Genomic DNA, 17,631 nt, shown 5'->3' with positions numbered 1-17,631 from the left:
AAATCTTAAGGGTCTTAAACTAATTAATCGAGAATTTTTTCCCAAAGTCAATCTGGAGAAGCATCTACTCAACGAACCTTATTGAATCTTTCAACAAGCAGATTATGAAATACACCAAGCGTAAAGAACGATTCCCACACGAAGAAGCCCTAGAGAAATTCCTAGTGGGTCAGTTTGAGGACTATAACCAGCGCTTCGCTACACGTTGCCACATTGGCTTTGATCTAGCACGTGCTGAACTGCAGGCTATGTTCATAACCAAGGACTAAAGCAGCTGCATCAACAAGACAAGGAAGTCTCCATTTACACAAAATTCTTGACGCTACCGGATACATTCTGGAGGTTCTTTAGTAATTAATAAAACGTTGTCAACCGATATAGAACTTTTCGCCGCAGCATTATCACAAGTATATATTGTCGTAAGCAAAGATGAAATGCTCGACAATGCTGGAATTATTCACGAATATTGGAGGATTTCGCGAGAGTTGGAGATTCATGGTTCGCTCGAAATACGTATCAATTCAATGTAATAATTAAATAACATATAAAACTAGCCAAGTCTATCGCATGAATTGTGCTAAGCTAGGTTTTTTAAATGAAGATATCTGAAATATTTTTCAGAATCGCTCACTTCCAGTTACAAACAATCCACCATAATCATAGTATCAATGAACTAATAGTCCCCCACTTTGCCTTTCTTGAGTAAAGGCGGTACTTTGATTAGGCTAAAAATAACGACGATATAATTCTCTCCTACGCTCACCGCGCAGTTGGGCGTAGATCTGAGTTGTAGATGCTTTCTCATGTCCTAGCATCCCCTGAATAAATTCTAACGGTGCACCGTTATCTAACAATTGGCAGGCATAAGTATGGCGGAATCGGTGTGGATATACATTCGCAGTAATATCACATCGTTTAGCTAACTTTTTCAAAGACCAACGTATCGTTGGAATCGTCAATCGACGGATAGGATTCGTTTCGGTGACAAACAATGCTTTACAAGTATCATTTCTGCTCTCCAGGTACCTCATAAGCCAAACCTTACACTCCGTAGTAAAATAAACCTCTCTTTGTTTGGATCCTTTACCATTCACAATAGCAGAGCATTTTTCCCAGTTGATGTCTTCAAGGTTTATTTTCTGTACTTCTCCAACACGGCATCCTGTGCAATATAGAAACTCTAATAAAGCATGCTCTCTATGAGAGTGACAGGAAATCTTTAGATGAATTACGTCCTCCTCAATCAGAAATTTCGGAATGCGTTTGTCCATCTTTGGTTCTTTCAACTTAATAGAAGGATTCTGGGTGAGATGTCCTTCTTCAAATGCAAAACGAAAAAGGGAACGTACAAATCGAATTCGATGGCCTAAACTACTAGGTTTTAATCTCTCTGATACCCTAGCCAAATATTCTTTAAGTAAGATTAGAGATACTTCCTCTAGTTCAAGATCACCGAGTTCAAGAACTAACATCTTTAATTGTAGAGCGTATGCTTTCATTGTGTGTGAACTAAATCCAAGAATACGTTTATCAGCTTCATACAGCATCCACAGATCCTTTAAATTCATAATATAAAACCCTCCCAAGTTTTGTTACCTCTAGTTTTGCTAGAAATAGGAGAGTTTAATCTTATATTCCAATATTAAGCTATCGTTTACCGTAGCGTTGTAGAAAAAGTGATCATCTGACTGCGCAGCAAGCCGGCGATTCTTATTGATTATGTTTTGTCGTTTCGTATGGATGTTGTAATTTTATTTATCGCAAAAACATCAATTCTGCACAAAAAAATACGCTACCAAATTGGCTCGTATATATTCAACAATTGTAATCCTAAGACGACTTTAAAAATTGTATACCACGCTTTTTTGTATGTTGGCTCATCTGCCAGAATAATCGCCGGATCTCTGCATCATCTGAGCTTTAAGGCTGAGATCTTTCCGCTTTCGTTTTGCTCAAAGATACTCTTTATAAAGTGATATTACACAATTTTACTATTCAACAATAAATGGTAGTATTTTGACAACTCTGTATCACCTATTAATTTTATTGCTGCTATACCCGTTTCTTTCAAGATTCTTGTTTTTGATATAGACATTTTTTTTTCAATCAGTTGCTCTAAAGCTTTTTTAATACTTTCTTTATCGCAAATTAATTGCATCTGCTCTCGCTGGTTTTTCGATTTAATAACTTGATCGTTTATCCACGCCCTTATCTCAGGACAATTACTTGATAACCACTTTTCTCGTTTTCCCATAGCTCGATAAACATCTTTACGAGTGAATGCTATACACTGCACTAACCGTTTATTTACATATTCTTTTGCTATTTCCCAATAATTGTTGTTTCTCCTCCGATTAAATTGTTCCTTTTGTGCTGCCATACTCGCTTTAAAATATTTGCTCAAACCATAATAATGAACTATAGAAACTGGTATTTTGTTCATTTCAGAAAAATTATTTAAAGAGCACACGATACCTTCCCGTTCACATTTTAATATATATTTATTTACCAAACTTTCCATATCTCCATATATTCTTGGCTTATGGGCTCTTTTGGGCTCGTTATAAATAAATCGCTGTATTTCTTCTCGATAGTAAAAGCAGAAAAACTGTTGTACAGTCCAACCATATAACTCTTGGGCTTTTTGACTCATAAGCCAAGGAAAAGTTCCTACAATATCACCTAGATTTCGAAACATATTTAAGAGGTCATTTGGCGGACTTACTTCTAGACCTTTGATATGAATATAATCAGATGGAATAAGGCCTTGGCAGTAAAGATAACCAAAAATCTCCGAAATTTTTCTTCCAGACACCCCCTTTAATAAGTTGGTAATACTCCTGCGAGTCAGTCCTTTTTTTATCAAAGGGAGTACAACATCATTTACTAAATGGATTCTACTTTCTGTTTCGCTCCAAATCCCTGAATCCTTTTTAATACCGTAAATATTAAAGCATTTATTACAGTAATGGCGATTTCTATATCCTTGTGACAAATAAGTATTAAGAGGCATCATATGTATATTAGTCCCTCTGCCTTCACACCAAAAAGCAACGCAACTCCCAGGACTTTCTTTATCCCCCTGAATAGAAATAAAATATTCTTCATTAATTTCAACATCATATAAATACTCAACTTGAGTCTTTGACTTAATTAGAAACCGAATTAAGCTCCCCAGTATAGATCCCTTATTTTCTCTACCTAAAACTTTATTTTTTAATTCAGCTATCTCCCTATTTGTATGGTACTTTACTTGTCCAAATTGGTACTTATTTTGCTCCCCTTGAGCTAAATAAATAATTTTCAAAGCAATTGTTTGTTCCAAAGTTAAATCAAATAAACATTCAGTTAAAGGTTTTGACCATGCCAGTAGTTTAGTCCAAACATTGATTAATTCTATTTGTGATTCTTTCATATTTTCTACGTTAGCTAAAATATTTTCCTTTTGACTTAACTCCCTTTCGCATGAAACACAAGCACAATCGTTCAATATGTCCCTAATATAGGGTTGTATTTTTCCACAGTGATTACAATCATTTACCAACTCCACCCCATGAACATTGCATACTTCAATATCACTGATCTGCCAAATTAGTTTAAACCTCTTTTCTTTTTCTAGGCATATTCTGCAGAAACGGCGATAAGTACCTATAAAAACTCGACCAATTAAGTACGTAGATTCATTTATATTTTGATTTGGTTCATTGAAAAAACATTTAAGTACGGGGTGGAAGCTATGTTTCAAAATATCTTCACAAGGCATACGGATAAGCTTACTCAGTAAAAAAACATCTATTTTTTTGTCAGGATTGATATCGATCTGATAATATCTTCTAGGACTTATCTCATCTTCTTCTCGAGTTATTTGTTTCAATACGCTTAAAAAATCGGTTTTATTTGCTTTAGCAATTCGAAATAAATAACTGGTTAAGGTCTCACTATCTTTTATTTTCGGCCTTTTTGGATACATATCCAAAACAATCCCCCCTACCATCTGCTACTATTGTGCTTCTATAACATCAACTTATTATACCCATCATTTAATATTTCCATAATTTTTATAAACAATTGTATGGCAAAAATAAAGTATTAGACCGAAAGTCTTGAGAGCACGCGGCACAGAAAACTGCTGACCCCGAAAAATAAGTATTAGACTGACCCCCGAAATCGAAACAGCGACAGCCAAAGACTAGAAAATAAAGTCTTAGACTGTCGCTGTTTTATTTAACTATCGTGTCCCGTTAGCTTAATTCCTCGTCATGTCTAACTTGCTCGATTGCTTAACTTCGTTTACTGTATATTTCTTCACCTACGGCATTAACAATCGACATATGTGATACAGTTCTTAGACCATAATTGGATATTAATAAGCCCGCTTTGTCAATTCCCCTTGACTCAGTTGTTCCATCTGAATACTTTACATTTATAAACTTGGCTCCTTTAATCATTAAATCATCTTGTATGATAACTGCAATGTACGGTACTCCATTGCCCACAGTTACTAAGCCCTCACCATTTGATCCCCAAGAAATCTTATGATCGTATAACTTTTCATTCTGATCAGAGTACAATGTTATCAATGAATTTTTCAGTAATACTAAAGCGCTGTCCTTTATCCATATGCTATCGAGATCCTCTAATTTATTATCTGAAACATACCTTACTATCTGTTCGTTGGTAGGTGCTGAGTAAATCAAGGTTCGCCCATTCGAACATCCTGTGAAAATAAATAAAACTAGTAGATATGAAATTAGCTTCAATTTCATAATATTTCTCCTTTCTGGGTGAATTGGCTAAGTTCAATTAAAACTTAATACGTTTCCAAACACTGGAAAGTTACGGTGAACTGCCCGTTAGCGTAACAAAAGCTGCCGGTCTTTTGCCGGCAGCCTCTTCTGGTGATTTTTGAGCTATCGTGTCCCGTTAGTTGAGTAATTACTTTTTTTCAAATTGAGTTAAGTGTATAGTCTCACTTTTGTTATTCCATTTAATAATGCTCATAATTTTATCATCTTGATTACCTACAATATCGTGTATCAGATCACCATCAAATTCAATCGAAAAGTGAGCATTATCTATTTTATCGTAGTGAAGTTTTTCCAAAATATTCCCATTTCTCGTGCCATATGAAAATACAATTTCTTTGGTTGCTAATAATTCAGACATACTGCCTTTGTAGAAAAAGTTTAATTCCACTTTTTCTTTTGCTGATTGAGAAGAATTTGTTTTGTATTGAGCGTTCCAATTTTCGCCTTCCGCATAATAAATAATTTCTGCATTTTTCGGTTCGTTACCAGAACATCCAGAAATAAAGGTAATAAAAGTAGCTAATAACAAAAGACCTAAACCTAACCTTCCTAGGTTCACAATTTCCCCTCCCTTTCGGTACCTAGTTATATACGCCCTGAGACAGCATTTGTTACGCTATCCTGCCCGTTAGTTGAGAAAGGCAGCTGATCTAAGTGATCGCTGCCTTTACCGTTGCATATTGCACTATCGTGTCCCGTTAGTGTAACGATTCTTCATTTTTGATCGTGTACTTGAACCGTTATACTGCCAAAAAGTTTTTCACCGATATAAGCATCTAATCTCCAAAGACCAGGTGAAGGTAATGACATTTGTGAAGGAGTTTGTCCGTCAGCTCCATTATTAGGTCCACCTAATTCTAAGGCTTCAATTACAGTGATTTTCTCTCCTGTTTCTTTGCTAATACCCATTACTTTTAATGAACCTTGTAGTTCTTCAGGTTTTCCCCAAAAGTGCCACATATATTTTTGTATTTTATTCGGATAAAAACGGACTACTTCACCATCATCATAAATAAACCCCAATTTTCCTTCTTGTCCTATCATCGTATAGGCACCTGATTTAAACAGATGGCTGACTTTCCAATCTTTGTTCTCGGGAATAGGTTTTTCTGCTGAGCATCCTGCCAGTAATAACAATACTGCCATCAATACAATTTTAGGATAAATCATTTTAACTAAACTCCTTTCTAATGTTTTACATAATCGTACCATTTATGGTTTCGAAGAGGAGATTTATTTTAATATTTGTTAAACTAATCTGCCCGTTAGTTTAATAAATACGAGCAATTGACATTATGAACTTCCATATTTACGTTTAGGTTCGTTTTCAACTTAACTACGCGACAATATAGGTAACGTTGTATCAAATAACGATAATATTGGAACATGGAACATTTGTTTCATTGGACACGTATCTTTATATTTGTCGTCATACACTATATAATCGCAGATAAAATAATATGTCGCCCTTCCGGTGCTTAAATAACAAATGCCACCATGTGACATGGCGGCATTTGTTATTTAACACGGTCTTGAAGGTTCAGTTTCATTCTGGATATCTTTGTTCCATAATTCTTGGAAATATCCACTGTTCCTGATTAAATATTCGAAGTCACCTTCATCGACAATTTCCCCATCCTTTACAAGTAATATCTTATCAACATCTTTGATAAAATGAAGCCTATGTGCGATTATTATTAATGTTTTGTCACTAAACATCTGTAAAATACCATTCATAATGATCTTCTCTGTAATGTTGTCAAGTGCCGAGACCGGTTCGTCAAGTATAACAACATTCCTTTGCTGCGCTATTATTCTACCGAATGCTAGCCGTTGCCTCTCGCCACCCGATAATTTCATTCCTCTTTCTCCAACCATGGTATCCAGTTGTTCTGGAAAACTCAGCACTTTTTCCTTCATACGAACTTTTTCCAATATGTCGTAAATACGTTCGTCTAGCAAATCATTATCAAAGACGATATTTCCTCGTATTGTGGTATCAAAAATTGGCGCTTCTTGAGATATATACGATATATGATCGTACAAACTGTTCAGCTTAATCTCATCAATGTCGATTCCATCAAATAAAATTTTTCCGGATTTCTTCTTTAAAAGCCCCAACATTAATTTGATAATCGTAGACTTACCACTGCCGCTTAATCCGACAATTGCAACAGAACTCCCTTGCTTGACGGAGAAAGAAACATTACTCAACAACTTGGAACTACCGTAATCAAAAGTTACATTTTTAAACTCGATATTTCCTTCTAAAGTCTTTACTTCTCTACCCTTATCCAGGTTTAAGTCCTCCGGTGCGTTCAAAAACTCTTCAAGACGGGTATATGTTACTCTATTCAACTTATAATCTACGTAAAGGACATTGAATATTGCAACAGGCGTGTATACTTGATCAATGAACATGATCAATGCGATGATAACGCCGACCGAGGATTCACCGGACAAAATACTTTTAACACCATAAACTAAAACGACAACTTTAATTATATTGACTAGCAGAGCGAATATGGCGAAAAATGATTCGTGAATCATTCTAATCTGTGTACTCTTCTTGACGATGTCGCCTGCAGTATTATGCAACCGCTCAATTTCTTTCTGGTATCTCTTGTTAAGCCTAAATATAACTAATTCCATAAACCCGCGAATAGAATACTTGGACATTTTTTCTTGACTTTCAAGTAAAGATGATTTAATTCGGTACAACATTCGGAGTAGCAAATTATTCAAAAAGAAGATTACAACATAGCCAGCCGCAATGATCAACATGATTTTCGTGTTATAAAGGCTTATAAAAAATAAGCTGAAGATGATAGTCGGAAACAATTCGTGAAATGTTTTCAAGTAAAATGAATGGATGATATTCATTCCGGCTGATGCGCCATTTTCTATAACTTTGATCATTTCTCCCGTGCCGATGTTTTGGTAGGTGGAATAATCAATTTTAGACACTTTAGATAGTGCCATGACCTTTAACTTTTCCAATATGCTGTTTGATAAATAGGTATGAGGGTATTCTATGAGGTAATTGAGTATTGTCGCCCCCACTAACAGAGCACTATATAAAAAGATATGTGGTGAGACATCGTAGAAATTGTCTGCTAAAACTACCTTATCTAACAGTTCTTGAAATATTTTAATGCCCAAAGTGTTAAAAAATTGAACCAGAAAGCCCATAAGTACATATAGCAATATGGTCCACTTGAAATATACAATGCATTTTTTTATCATTATAAATTGCCTCCAAAGAGATGATAGGAAAAGCCAAGGGACCGTCAGTTATTGTAAATAGGAAGAATCAATGAGCGATCCATTGATCCCCTACCAAACCCTGTGTCCCTTGGCTTTTATATTAAGAGCAATGCCAATCGAGACCGTTCAAAGTTATAGTTTTCGTTTGATCAAAAAGGGCAGAGAACCCCCTTGATGGCTGGCACGCGTTTTTCCCAGCCCGAAAACTAAATACTTCGAACGATATGGATTGTCATCCTTTTCACCTCATGTTGGAAATTATTCCTATTATAATTCTGATGTAAATTAAACTCAAGTTTTTATTTAGTCCGAAACTTCGCCGCGGTGAATCATGTAACGTGTAAAAGACAAGTTAAAGTAATCTGCCGTTCGCGGAACAAAGGGCTGCCTATTGGCAGCCTTTATGTATTGAACTATCGTGTCCCGTTAGCGTAATCATCATTCCCTTGGTGCTTTGTTATTAATTTCTATCCTTCACTTTAATAAAGATATCACCATTTTGGTGAATAACTTTTGTGACCGGGCGGCGGGACTAGGAAATAATCGGCTGGTGTACGCCTTTAGCTTCTATTTGACCATAGCGATACATACCCCGATAGAAATCCTCACGGTCTAGGATTCGCTTGACCTGCACCTTTGAGAAGTGCTTGCCCTGAACAGTTCTATAGCCCGCCTGATTCAGTTCTTCGGCTATTTGTGACAGTGGCCAAGACGGATGTTCGGTCTTGATCTCAAACAATCTACGCACGGCTTCAGCCTGTACAGGGTCGATGGAGAGCGTCTTTTGTCCTTTTGCTGCTGAATAGCCGAACGCCACTCTACCGCCCGCATAGCCGCCCTCCTGCGCCTTCTTGCGCCGTCCTCGGCTTAGCTTCAAGGCAATCTCAAGCCGCTGGTATTGGTCTAGCAGTTCCATCATGCCGTTCACTAGAAAGTCCGATGGGTCATGGGCATAGATGCTGTATTGTGGCTGTTCAATCGCTTTGACATCGACTTTATGCCGCTTTAGCTCCCGCTGAATCAGCACTTTCACGATGTCCGCCCTCCATAGGCGGCTTGTGTTCAGAACAACGACATGCTTCACCTCCCGCCATTTCAGGTCAGACAGCATTTCCTGCAACCCCTCGCGTTCTATGGTTAGTTCATCCTCGTCTACCTTTGCCCCTGAAATGCCTTCATCTTTATAGATATCCAGCAATTCAAGGTTGTGGCAGGCACAGTAGCGTTCGATCTCATCCGACTGGTAGGCAAGGGAATAGCCATCCTTCACTTGTCCCTGCGTAGAGACGCGGACATAGCCGAGTACACGGTCTTTCATTCGATCACTCCGTTTCAGTAATTCCAGTTTTCGTAACGCTCTCCCCGCGCATCAGCATACGCTCGTATTTAGCGCAGGAAGCCTGCTAGAAATCCGAGAATATATACCGTCCAGCGCCTCATAGTGCGTTGTGGCGGGGAGTGCATGACATGCACCTGCTATATGCAGTTGTCAAAGAGCCACTTGCTGATTTCGTGGCACAATCTAGCGCACGTTGAACGGTGTTTGTAAAGGGGATTTTCGCGGGAGAAAGTTATAAAAAATAATGTTCGAGCGACGAAATGCCATTACTCCCCCAAGTACCTAGGAAAGCAAAGGCTTGCCCATTCGGGCGTAGGGGCGGCATTTTCCCGATGGGACATTTCGCTGGGATGTTGATGCGTAAGAGGGAACTTAAAACACATAAGGAGATGAGCATAAGCGCGGTTATAGGACGGGATAGCTTTCAATAGACCTATTATCAAGTTGATTAATAAAAGCCCGTAGGCGGTCGATCTGTGCGCCTGATTATCCACTATGCGCCGAGCGGCGACGGGAGGGGGCTATGGGGGAGGGAATAAGAGAAAAAGCTATCCCTGCGATTACGGGATAGCCCTTCCGAAGGAACCGTGCTTCCGAGTTTACGAGGAAGCATTACCAGAGATATTCTTACTCTCTGTAATTCAAGATTGTATTTAATAATTTATTTAATTGTCTGAACATCTGACAGAGGGGAGAGTCTTAACGTTCATTAGGATGAGAATTTCTTTCCCACCCCTATTGTTAATAGCACAGCTCCAAGCTGAAGATAACCGAAAAATCGAAATTATGAAATTTTACTAGTCTCTGCTTCGTAATAATCGTTCAATAGCTTAAACAGTTCCTTCATTGTTTCGCTGTATAATTCCTTAAAGTCCCCTTCTTGTTTTAGCTTTCTTTCAAGCCTCATGCAGTCAGAAGGGGAATCAATTAACCTAATTACAGCTTTTCTAGCAAGATTCACCGAAAAAGGCATATCATAAGTGAACATATTTTCCAATTTTCTTGCCCTGTTATCTTCGGGAAGGTGCTTACTAATGAACTTTTTATACCAGTAATGAATGGCTTCACTTAGAAGAATATAATGATTTTTGGACAAGTCCCGAAGCATGAACATATCAACAGAAGTCGTGTGTTTTCTACTAATAATCCCCTTCTCTACTAACCCCAATATCATTATTCCTACTGTTTTTTCTGAAAGACCCGTATAAAGACTAAGCGTCTTTAGGGAATCTCGGCAAAAAGCATCCTTATCGAACCACGAATATAATTCCCATAACACCGCCTTTTCGCTAACTGTAAGAAAGAAGCATCTTCTCAATACTTGTGGCGCGGGTACGTAATAGGTATTATTCGCTTCAAAACATTGGACATAGCTATTTTTTGGCTGATAGATATCAAGCTCTGCAAATGCCCCCGCATTATCAATATAATGAAACTGTTTTCTGTTAGTTTCCATCCACTCGTAAACTGCCATAATAAATCATCCTCAATTCTATCTGTATTTGAGGCTTTTTCACCTCACTTTCTCTATACGATCCGAATGGCAACAGATTAAATTAGTAAAAAAGAAAACCCGCACAATGGCGGGTTCCAAAAAAAAGCTTGTACTGAAAGAGGGTGCTAGACCCATTGATTAAATCCTAGCGCTTCTAGCTGTTCTTGACTGACGGTAGTAAGTCCTGCGTAGGCTTTATTCGATAATCCTGTATAGCTCAAGAATTTGTCAACAGGAACATTCAGGTTATGTTTCTTCCAGCGAACACTATAACCGCTCGTTTCAGTCAGTTGAAACGTGATTTGCTCACTATACATGATTACTGGCCCCCTTCCAACACAGCGGCAGGAGAAGAAGCTAGTTCTTGTTCTGCTTTCCATTTGCGCCACTGCCGATACTGCCGCTGTGCTTCCTGTTCATCATAACCATGCTGTACCATGACACCCGTGATGGCGCGGGGGATGGAATCAGTGTAGCCATACAAGCAACTACGAAATCTTTCCCAAGAGATATCATATAGAACAACAAACGCCCGATGTGTTAACCCTAACTTCTGAATGCATTCCTTAACTGGATGGTTCATTCATAAATGCCCCTCTCTAAGTTGTGTACCCTCTTAGGTTAGACACTCTACAGACCAGAATCACACCAGATAGACAAATGCTGAGGATGGTTATTGAATTTGTCACATCGTAATAAATCCTTTAGTTATTTTATGGTCGATCCAACATGTTAAATTCTTAATGATTTAACAGTTCGATGCCGCATCCTAGCGCATTATCGTAATGTCTCACTGATTGGATTCATATTCTCATTGGTATGAATAACTTAAATTGCTTGGCGTCGTTCTTTCCCAACCGCAAAATAAGTGGTGCACGGTGCATGATGGTGTTATTGAGCGGAGTTTCTAAATGAAAAGAAACCACATGGAGTTGTTACACTCGCATGTGGTAGTCTTACATCTAATTAATGCTTTTTTTGAAGCAGTTTCATGATTACAATAGATGCGATCAGAACTATTCCAAACGAGCATAATAAAATCGCTAACAAAACAGCTCTTCTTTTTTCAGGATTATCTTTCGTTGATTTGTATCCCGCAATAAGTAGTAGCGGGATACCTAAAAGACCGAGTAAAGGCAACCATTTGGGGATGTTCATTTGATTGTTCAATATTGAATCGATTTTTATCAGACCTGCAGATATCGGAGAGCAGGAAATCATAATAAATGATATAAAGATTGCTGAATTAACTATTTTTCTATTTCTTATAAAAGAATACAATATAATAGCGGGAGCTCCAAACGCAAATAAAATATATACAGGCCACGGAAGACTTGAGAAGAATGTATTCATATATTTCCCCCTTGATTAATAACCAAAAACTGTCGTTTTAACCCATTTAACTCCTTCGCTCACACCCATACCTATCCCCACCCCAACGACAACAACTCCTGCAGCTGGTAATTCGAAAGGTATAAGAGCGATAGCACCCACTGTGGCTCCTCCAGCTAATATTGTACCGCCGACTGACATTCCAGCCGCTGCAATCCGATCGGAACCTTTGTACTTATTAAAATCATCATACACATCTACAGCGGTCTTTCATAGTTATTCTATTTCCATTTAAATCATAGTGTTTGAAGCAAGTATTTTTGATGCATTATTCGCTTTAGCATTCCAGTCGTAAAGTTGCTCAATTGTTTCAGCCACCAAGTTAATCCACATTGAATCATTCAATTGACCTTGTTGTAAGTAGAAACTCCAATCTGTTACTTTTAAACTGTTTGACCCATTTTCATCGGTTCCTATCACTGAAAAATCCGTCATATGAATATCTGCTATAATTTTACCCATTTTTTCGCAGTGAAATATTGATATTTCATTTGGTTTCAGACTTCTTCCCTCTACCCAATCAAATATGAGATAACATTGATGGTCTATTTGTTGTACGGAAGTGCCGTTAAATTGCTTTGCTGGAAGAGCAGGAACATTTTTCGATGCAATATTTGCAATTATTTCTGATTTAATAATGTTCTGCATTGCCGTGGGTCTATTCATTATTTGAGGGTTTAATGCTTTGACTGCATATTTCCCCTGACTGGTTTCAAGAACGTACATCCTATGTAATAACCCGCCCGTCAACTCCTCTGGTGCACCAATCATTTCTCCTAGTTGTAAAATCGCACACAGGTTTTCAAAATTTAAATTGTATTTCATGTCGCTCATTTTATTTTTCCTCTCTTTATCAACTGCTGACCATAATACCAAACCAACTCACAATTAATTATTCTAAGTGAGCATTACGCAATCCTGCCCGTTAGCGTAATAAAGGGCTGCCACTCGGCAGCCCTTTTGGTATTGAACTATCGTGTCCCGTCTGTCGTTTTCGGCAGCCTGAGATAAGTTCTCTTCAGCTATTTTTATTTCCCGAACCGAAACCTATTACGTATCCATCCAAGTCTCGAACAGAGAAGTCCTTCCAAGACCCCCAGTCGTGTTCGGTTATCTTTGGTTCGGAGTCAATAATTGCACCATTTGATTTTAGTTCAAGATATAAAGCATCAAGTTCGTCATGGTTTTTTACATAAGCATATGTATTCCAAATTCCTTTATTAGGTCTAACATCTACAATGTCTTTTGCTTGCATTAATTTAAAACCTAAACCGAAATTATCTCGTATCGCCCAGTGTTCGTTGACTTCACATCCCAAGGCATCTTCATAATATTTCATTGACTTTACTAAATCTGAAACTAACAATACAGTAAGGGAATTTTCAATTTTCGCTATAACTTTTTCCGCCACTACTTAACCACTCCCAATTTGGAATTTATACCCAATTGAAAAGGCAGCCGATCTCAAGAAGTCAGCTACCTTCAAATGTCTTTTATTGAACTATCGTATCCCGTTAGTTCAACAGCTTTTTACATACTACAGGGAACAATCCTCGATTTTATTTGAACAAGACTAACTAAATATCAGGACTCCAAGTATAATAGTCAGCACCACAATAGCTGTCAATGAGGATACTTTCGCAAAGCGAATTGCCGCATTTGATATTTCAGGCTCTTCTTTATACATCCATCGTTTCCCCCATAATAAACTATCCTCAGGACAAAAATATGTCCATATTAATACTCCATACATAGGAATCATCAAAATAAAAAACACAATAATTCCAGCTATCTTTTCCACTACATCACGCTCCCTCTACCATGCCGACAGCCGCGTCGGACCCTTGTTCCAGGTCTTTGATAAACAACGGATCATATGGAATCGACTTTTTCATCACTTACGGAATATTATTGCTGATAACCGTCCGAAAACCATTCTTTGTTGCGGTATCAATGAACTGATACATAGATTTATTAGCTGCATTGTTAAACAAATACCATTGATTTTCTGTCGCATCATAAATGAGAAACTCAGGGGCGGCTTCTGGTGAAGAGTAGATATCAAATCGTTTGATGCTATTCCCTTCTTGATCCAAAAAATCATATTGTCCCGTCCCATACGCCACCGACCAAGTAGGATCAGAAGGAGCTTCGACTTTGCTTCCTTTGTTATCAACAAAATTATTATAAATGGCTTCGATATTGGCATTTCCTTTGATTTGATTGACTATGCTGCCCATCGTCATTTGGTATTCTTGCTGCAATGCTGTCACTTTTACACCATCAATAACGAGCGGCTCGGTGTCGACCATTAAGGTATAGTTGCTGTAATCAACCTTACAGCCAAATGTTTCTGCAATAAAGCGAAGTGGAACGATGATGCGATTATTTTTGATGTATGGTTTAACATCGAGCTGCACGGTTTTACCGTTTTTCACCGCTGTACTGCTATTCAGCTTTAAGAGTACTTTCATACTGTTTTTCGAGAGCGTGACTTCCGAACCCGACCAATGGACTTTAGCACCCAAATTTTCACTGATTACACGGAGTGGCAACATAGTTCGATTATTCTTCATTTCGGGTTTCACATCGGAGGCAATCGTAACGCCTTCAACTTTGATTTGTATGTCTGCTGCATATGTAGGTGAAGCAGTAATGATTACAATCATTGCAAAGAAAATGACTGAGAAAATTTTTTTCATTATTTTCTTACTCCTTTGTTTGAACAAATTTTCGACCTACAATAAATTGTCCGCCTCATCAATCCATTCTCATATTGTAAAATTATCACTTACTTACCTTTATCAGGTTAGACGCATATGGATGTTATGAAGTTGCGCTATCCTGCCCGTTAGCGAAATGCGGCTACCGATCTATACCGGCAGCCGCATTTTAGATATTAAGCTATAGTATCCCGTTAGCGTAACGACTTACTCTGTTGAATTTCTTGTTCCTCAACATAAAGCGGCATCAGAGAAGACGAATCGTACCTTATCGCGGCTTATAAACGACAAAATGGTGCTGATAGCCATCAGCCCCCTAGCCGTAACGAAATATGAGCCTAATCCGACAGTGCCCGCATGATGTTGGATTTCGCCTCTGTCGCAATCGCTTCATTCCCGTCATCGACCGCCTGCATCAAGATCAGTACAGGGATGTATACGGCTATCAGCCGCGCCAGCAGCTTCGTTTCCTCGTCCGCCACTCCGTACGTTTCGAAAAACACGCCGCGAGCGTACGGTGGTAAAAAACTGTAAGCAACGCTCAAATCGCAAGCCGGATGGCCGACGCTCAGATCGCCCCAATCAATGATGCCGGAAACGATCCCGTTCTCATTCACCAGCATATTTTTGAAATGAAGATCGCCATGTAGCAGCGCATTCACCGCCTCGACACGGTCCGTTTGCAGCCCGCTAATAAACGCTTCGATCGCACCGGACTCTTCTGGCGACAAGTGTTCAACCACCTTTTTTAGAAAACCCTCCAATTTCACTTTGCGCGATGCGATGTCCGTCAAGCTTCGATGATCTTGCTGAACTCCGCACTTCAGCGCCACCTGCACCGGAAACTCATGCAATCTCCGCAAAAATTTCGCCAGCGTCTCTGCCGATAAAGCACGGCGTTCTTCCGTCAAACCGATGGGGAAATCTCCTGGCACGAAGGTATAGCCAAGAAATGGTACCGGGTATTCGTCACTTGCTTCGCCATAAAACAACGGTTTCGGATAGGGGACGGTCATATATGCCTCCAGCTTCGGTAGCAGCTTCCCTTCCATACGAATCGAGCCAACTGCAATCGTTCTTCTTGGAAACCGGAACACGTACTCGTCACCGATGAGAAAAACCGTATTGTCCCAGCCCCAGCCCAATCGCTTCACTTGCTTCGATGACAGCTGCGGGAATTGGCTGCCGATCAGCGTCCGCGCCTGCTCTTCGTTAACCTCCCACTCCGCATCCCATACATTCGTTCCTCCCATGAATTGTCTGCCTCCTCCATCGGTTACAACGGCGAAACGTTCGGTTTAGCCGGTCTTTCCTTCATGTCACGAACTCTCCAGTTGTTTGTTTTCAGTTTGAAGTTCTTATATCCGCTTGTTTTTAGCAGCGATGAGAACGTCCTTGCTTGTTTCAGTCATTCCTCGTTTGTTTAGCAGAGGACATGCCTTCTTGCTGTTTGCGCAGCGTTTCTATTCGTTCGCGAATATCCGAATGGTTATAAAGGTAGGCTTTAGAGACGCCCAACTCTGTGGAAACGCTATTGAAGTTTATCTTGCCTTGTTGCTCAATAAGTCTTTGGATTGCCTTATCAACCTTTTCTGCGGCGGATAGCTTCTATTGCTTTGGTGTGCATGTTCGATTCTAATTGCCGTTCCTTACATTATTTAAACGTTTACATTCCTTGGAAGTTGCGCATAACTGCCCGTTAGGTTAACAAAAATAAGCAGGCTTCGGCAGCCTGCTCAATAATATGTGCTATTGAACTAACGTGTCCCGTTAGCGTAATATTGGAGCGGATTTCAACCTGGCAATGGTTAAGTCCAAGCCTTCCTCTACCAGCCATTGCTGCTCTATGTTTCCGTACCGAAATTTTCGCTTTACTACTATTTGTGATACGGCTCTCCGCACTGTCTTTAACGGCAAGTTTTTAGGCCCCCCTCAAGGATGGCCAGTCCAAATCACGGATCGAATCGATCCATGGATCGAGAAAATGGCAGGAGCCAGGTGAGTACTCTATATTAGGAAATTTCGTGCTTGGTATTTGTTTCATCAATTAGTTGGCTCGTTTTTGGGTTTTATGGAAGTCATTTTAATTTGGGTGAGGTTTTCTAAGTTGATTTCAATTTGTAATTCGGTATGCTCATTAATAGCGATTAGGATTTTATCTTTAATTTCTAAGCTTTTTATAGGGTTTGAATTTTCAAAAAATATTCCCCATACCAAACGGTCTTCAGCATCCGTACAAGTAATAAATCCTTCATTTCCCATTTGACCATCACCGCCACAGATTTTCCCGTCTTGATAATCAATACTGACCCATTCATCAACGATCGTCCAACATTCAACATTATACTTTGATATGCTTTCAATGGTTGTGTCACACAAGGGAGAGCAATAAAATTTACTTTCATTTGTGTTGGGGTTATATGCGCTGTAACAACTTAAGATTGTTACAGTGCCATTTGGAAAGATGATGCTATTAACGCCGGGCAGTTCATGCTTTTCAAGATTCCAATGTTCCGAAACAACAATATTCATAATAAATCCCCCTTTATATCTTAAGTTACTAATATATACAGCTACTTGTTGAGGACTAATAAGCTATTTAATCTA

The 17,631-nt window shown here is 38.9% G+C and carries 19 protein-coding genes and 1 pseudogene; 1 reads left to right on the top strand and 19 read right to left on the bottom strand.

Annotated features, from left to right (window positions below; translation table 11 throughout):
- Positions 1–38: 38 nt before the first annotated feature.
- A pseudogene (locus C558_RS33250) lies at positions 39–269 on the top strand (transposase); the annotation flags it as partial.
- A 456-nt stretch (positions 270–725) separates the two neighbouring features.
- Here C558_RS33250 and C558_RS0118310 read toward each other — a convergent pair.
- From C558_RS0118310 to C558_RS31355, 19 genes are all read right to left on the bottom strand, one after another.
- Positions 726–1,568 (bottom strand): tyrosine-type recombinase/integrase, encoded by an 843-nt coding sequence (locus C558_RS0118310; RefSeq protein WP_018757739.1) that lies wholly within the window; start codon positions 1,566–1,568, stop codon positions 726–728.
- 410 nt (positions 1,569–1,978) lie between these two features.
- The gene (locus C558_RS0118305) at positions 1,979–3,970 is read right to left on the bottom strand and encodes a TniQ family protein (RefSeq protein ID WP_245583843.1); all 1,992 of its coding nucleotides are present in this window, start codon (positions 3,968–3,970) and stop codon (positions 1,979–1,981) included.
- Between the two features lie 310 nt (positions 3,971–4,280).
- A complete protein-coding gene (locus tag C558_RS0118300) occupies positions 4,281–4,766 on the bottom strand; it encodes a hypothetical protein (protein ID WP_018757737.1) in 486 nt (161 codons plus the stop codon).
- A 169-nt stretch (positions 4,767–4,935) separates the two neighbouring features.
- Positions 4,936–5,367 carry a hypothetical protein gene (locus C558_RS0118295; RefSeq protein ID WP_018757736.1) on the bottom strand — a complete coding sequence of 144 codons (432 nt, stop codon included), beginning with the start codon at positions 5,365–5,367 and terminating at the stop codon, positions 4,936–4,938.
- Positions 5,368–5,522: 155 nt separating this feature from the next.
- On the bottom strand, positions 5,523–5,978 hold the full coding sequence (locus C558_RS0118290; RefSeq protein WP_018757735.1) for a hypothetical protein: 456 nt from the start codon (positions 5,976–5,978) through the stop codon (positions 5,523–5,525).
- 351 nt (positions 5,979–6,329) lie between these two features.
- Complete coding sequence (locus C558_RS0118285; protein ID WP_018757734.1) at positions 6,330–8,054, bottom strand: ABC transporter ATP-binding protein; 1,725 nt, start codon at positions 8,052–8,054, stop codon at positions 6,330–6,332.
- A gap of 553 nt (positions 8,055–8,607) precedes the next feature.
- Complete coding sequence (locus C558_RS0118280) at positions 8,608–9,393, bottom strand: recombinase family protein (protein WP_018757733.1); 786 nt, start codon at positions 9,391–9,393, stop codon at positions 8,608–8,610.
- A gap of 805 nt (positions 9,394–10,198) precedes the next feature.
- Positions 10,199–10,888, bottom strand: a complete 690-nt coding sequence (locus C558_RS0118270) for a helix-turn-helix domain-containing protein (RefSeq protein ID WP_018757731.1) — start codon at positions 10,886–10,888, stop codon at positions 10,199–10,201.
- Positions 10,889–11,034: 146 nt separating this feature from the next.
- Entirely contained in the window at positions 11,035–11,226 is a 192-nt protein-coding gene (locus tag C558_RS0118265) for a hypothetical protein (RefSeq protein ID WP_018757730.1), read from the bottom strand.
- Between the two features lie 2 nt (positions 11,227–11,228).
- Positions 11,229–11,492: a hypothetical protein gene (locus tag C558_RS0118260; protein ID WP_018757729.1), complete on the bottom strand. Its 264-nt coding sequence runs from the start codon at positions 11,490–11,492 to the stop codon at positions 11,229–11,231.
- A gap of 383 nt (positions 11,493–11,875) precedes the next feature.
- On the bottom strand, positions 11,876–12,262 hold the full coding sequence (locus C558_RS33890) for a hypothetical protein (protein WP_156826188.1): 387 nt from the start codon (positions 12,260–12,262) through the stop codon (positions 11,876–11,878).
- Between the two features lie 15 nt (positions 12,263–12,277).
- Positions 12,278–12,496 (bottom strand): hypothetical protein, encoded by a 219-nt coding sequence (locus C558_RS33885; RefSeq protein ID WP_156826187.1) that lies wholly within the window; start codon positions 12,494–12,496, stop codon positions 12,278–12,280.
- A 36-nt stretch (positions 12,497–12,532) separates the two neighbouring features.
- The gene (locus C558_RS31360) at positions 12,533–13,126 is read right to left on the bottom strand and encodes an aminoglycoside phosphotransferase/kinase family protein (RefSeq protein WP_211220781.1); all 594 of its coding nucleotides are present in this window, start codon (positions 13,124–13,126) and stop codon (positions 12,533–12,535) included.
- A 193-nt stretch (positions 13,127–13,319) separates the two neighbouring features.
- Positions 13,320–13,712 (bottom strand): VOC family protein, encoded by a 393-nt coding sequence (locus C558_RS0118240; protein WP_018757725.1) that lies wholly within the window; start codon positions 13,710–13,712, stop codon positions 13,320–13,322.
- A 162-nt stretch (positions 13,713–13,874) separates the two neighbouring features.
- Entirely contained in the window at positions 13,875–14,102 is a 228-nt protein-coding gene (locus C558_RS0118235; RefSeq protein ID WP_018757724.1) for a hypothetical protein, read from the bottom strand.
- 97 nt (positions 14,103–14,199) lie between these two features.
- Positions 14,200–15,003 carry a copper amine oxidase N-terminal domain-containing protein gene (locus C558_RS0118230; RefSeq protein WP_018757723.1) on the bottom strand — a complete coding sequence of 268 codons (804 nt, stop codon included), beginning with the start codon at positions 15,001–15,003 and terminating at the stop codon, positions 14,200–14,202.
- A 359-nt stretch (positions 15,004–15,362) separates the two neighbouring features.
- A complete protein-coding gene (locus C558_RS0118225) occupies positions 15,363–16,277 on the bottom strand; it encodes a phosphotransferase (RefSeq protein ID WP_018757722.1) in 915 nt (304 codons plus the stop codon).
- A gap of 151 nt (positions 16,278–16,428) precedes the next feature.
- Entirely contained in the window at positions 16,429–16,569 is a 141-nt protein-coding gene (locus C558_RS34755; protein ID WP_245583842.1) for a DUF6262 family protein, read from the bottom strand.
- 498 nt (positions 16,570–17,067) lie between these two features.
- Positions 17,068–17,556 carry a hypothetical protein gene (locus tag C558_RS31355; RefSeq protein WP_018757721.1) on the bottom strand — a complete coding sequence of 163 codons (489 nt, stop codon included), beginning with the start codon at positions 17,554–17,556 and terminating at the stop codon, positions 17,068–17,070.
- Between the last annotated feature and the right edge of the window lie 75 nt (positions 17,557–17,631).

It is taken from the genome of Paenibacillus terrigena DSM 21567 (genome assembly GCF_000374845.1).
Classification (GTDB): domain Bacteria; phylum Bacillota; class Bacilli; order Paenibacillales; family Paenibacillaceae; genus Paenibacillus_K; species Paenibacillus_K terrigena.
This window is presented reverse-complemented; position numbering and strand designations above follow the sequence as displayed.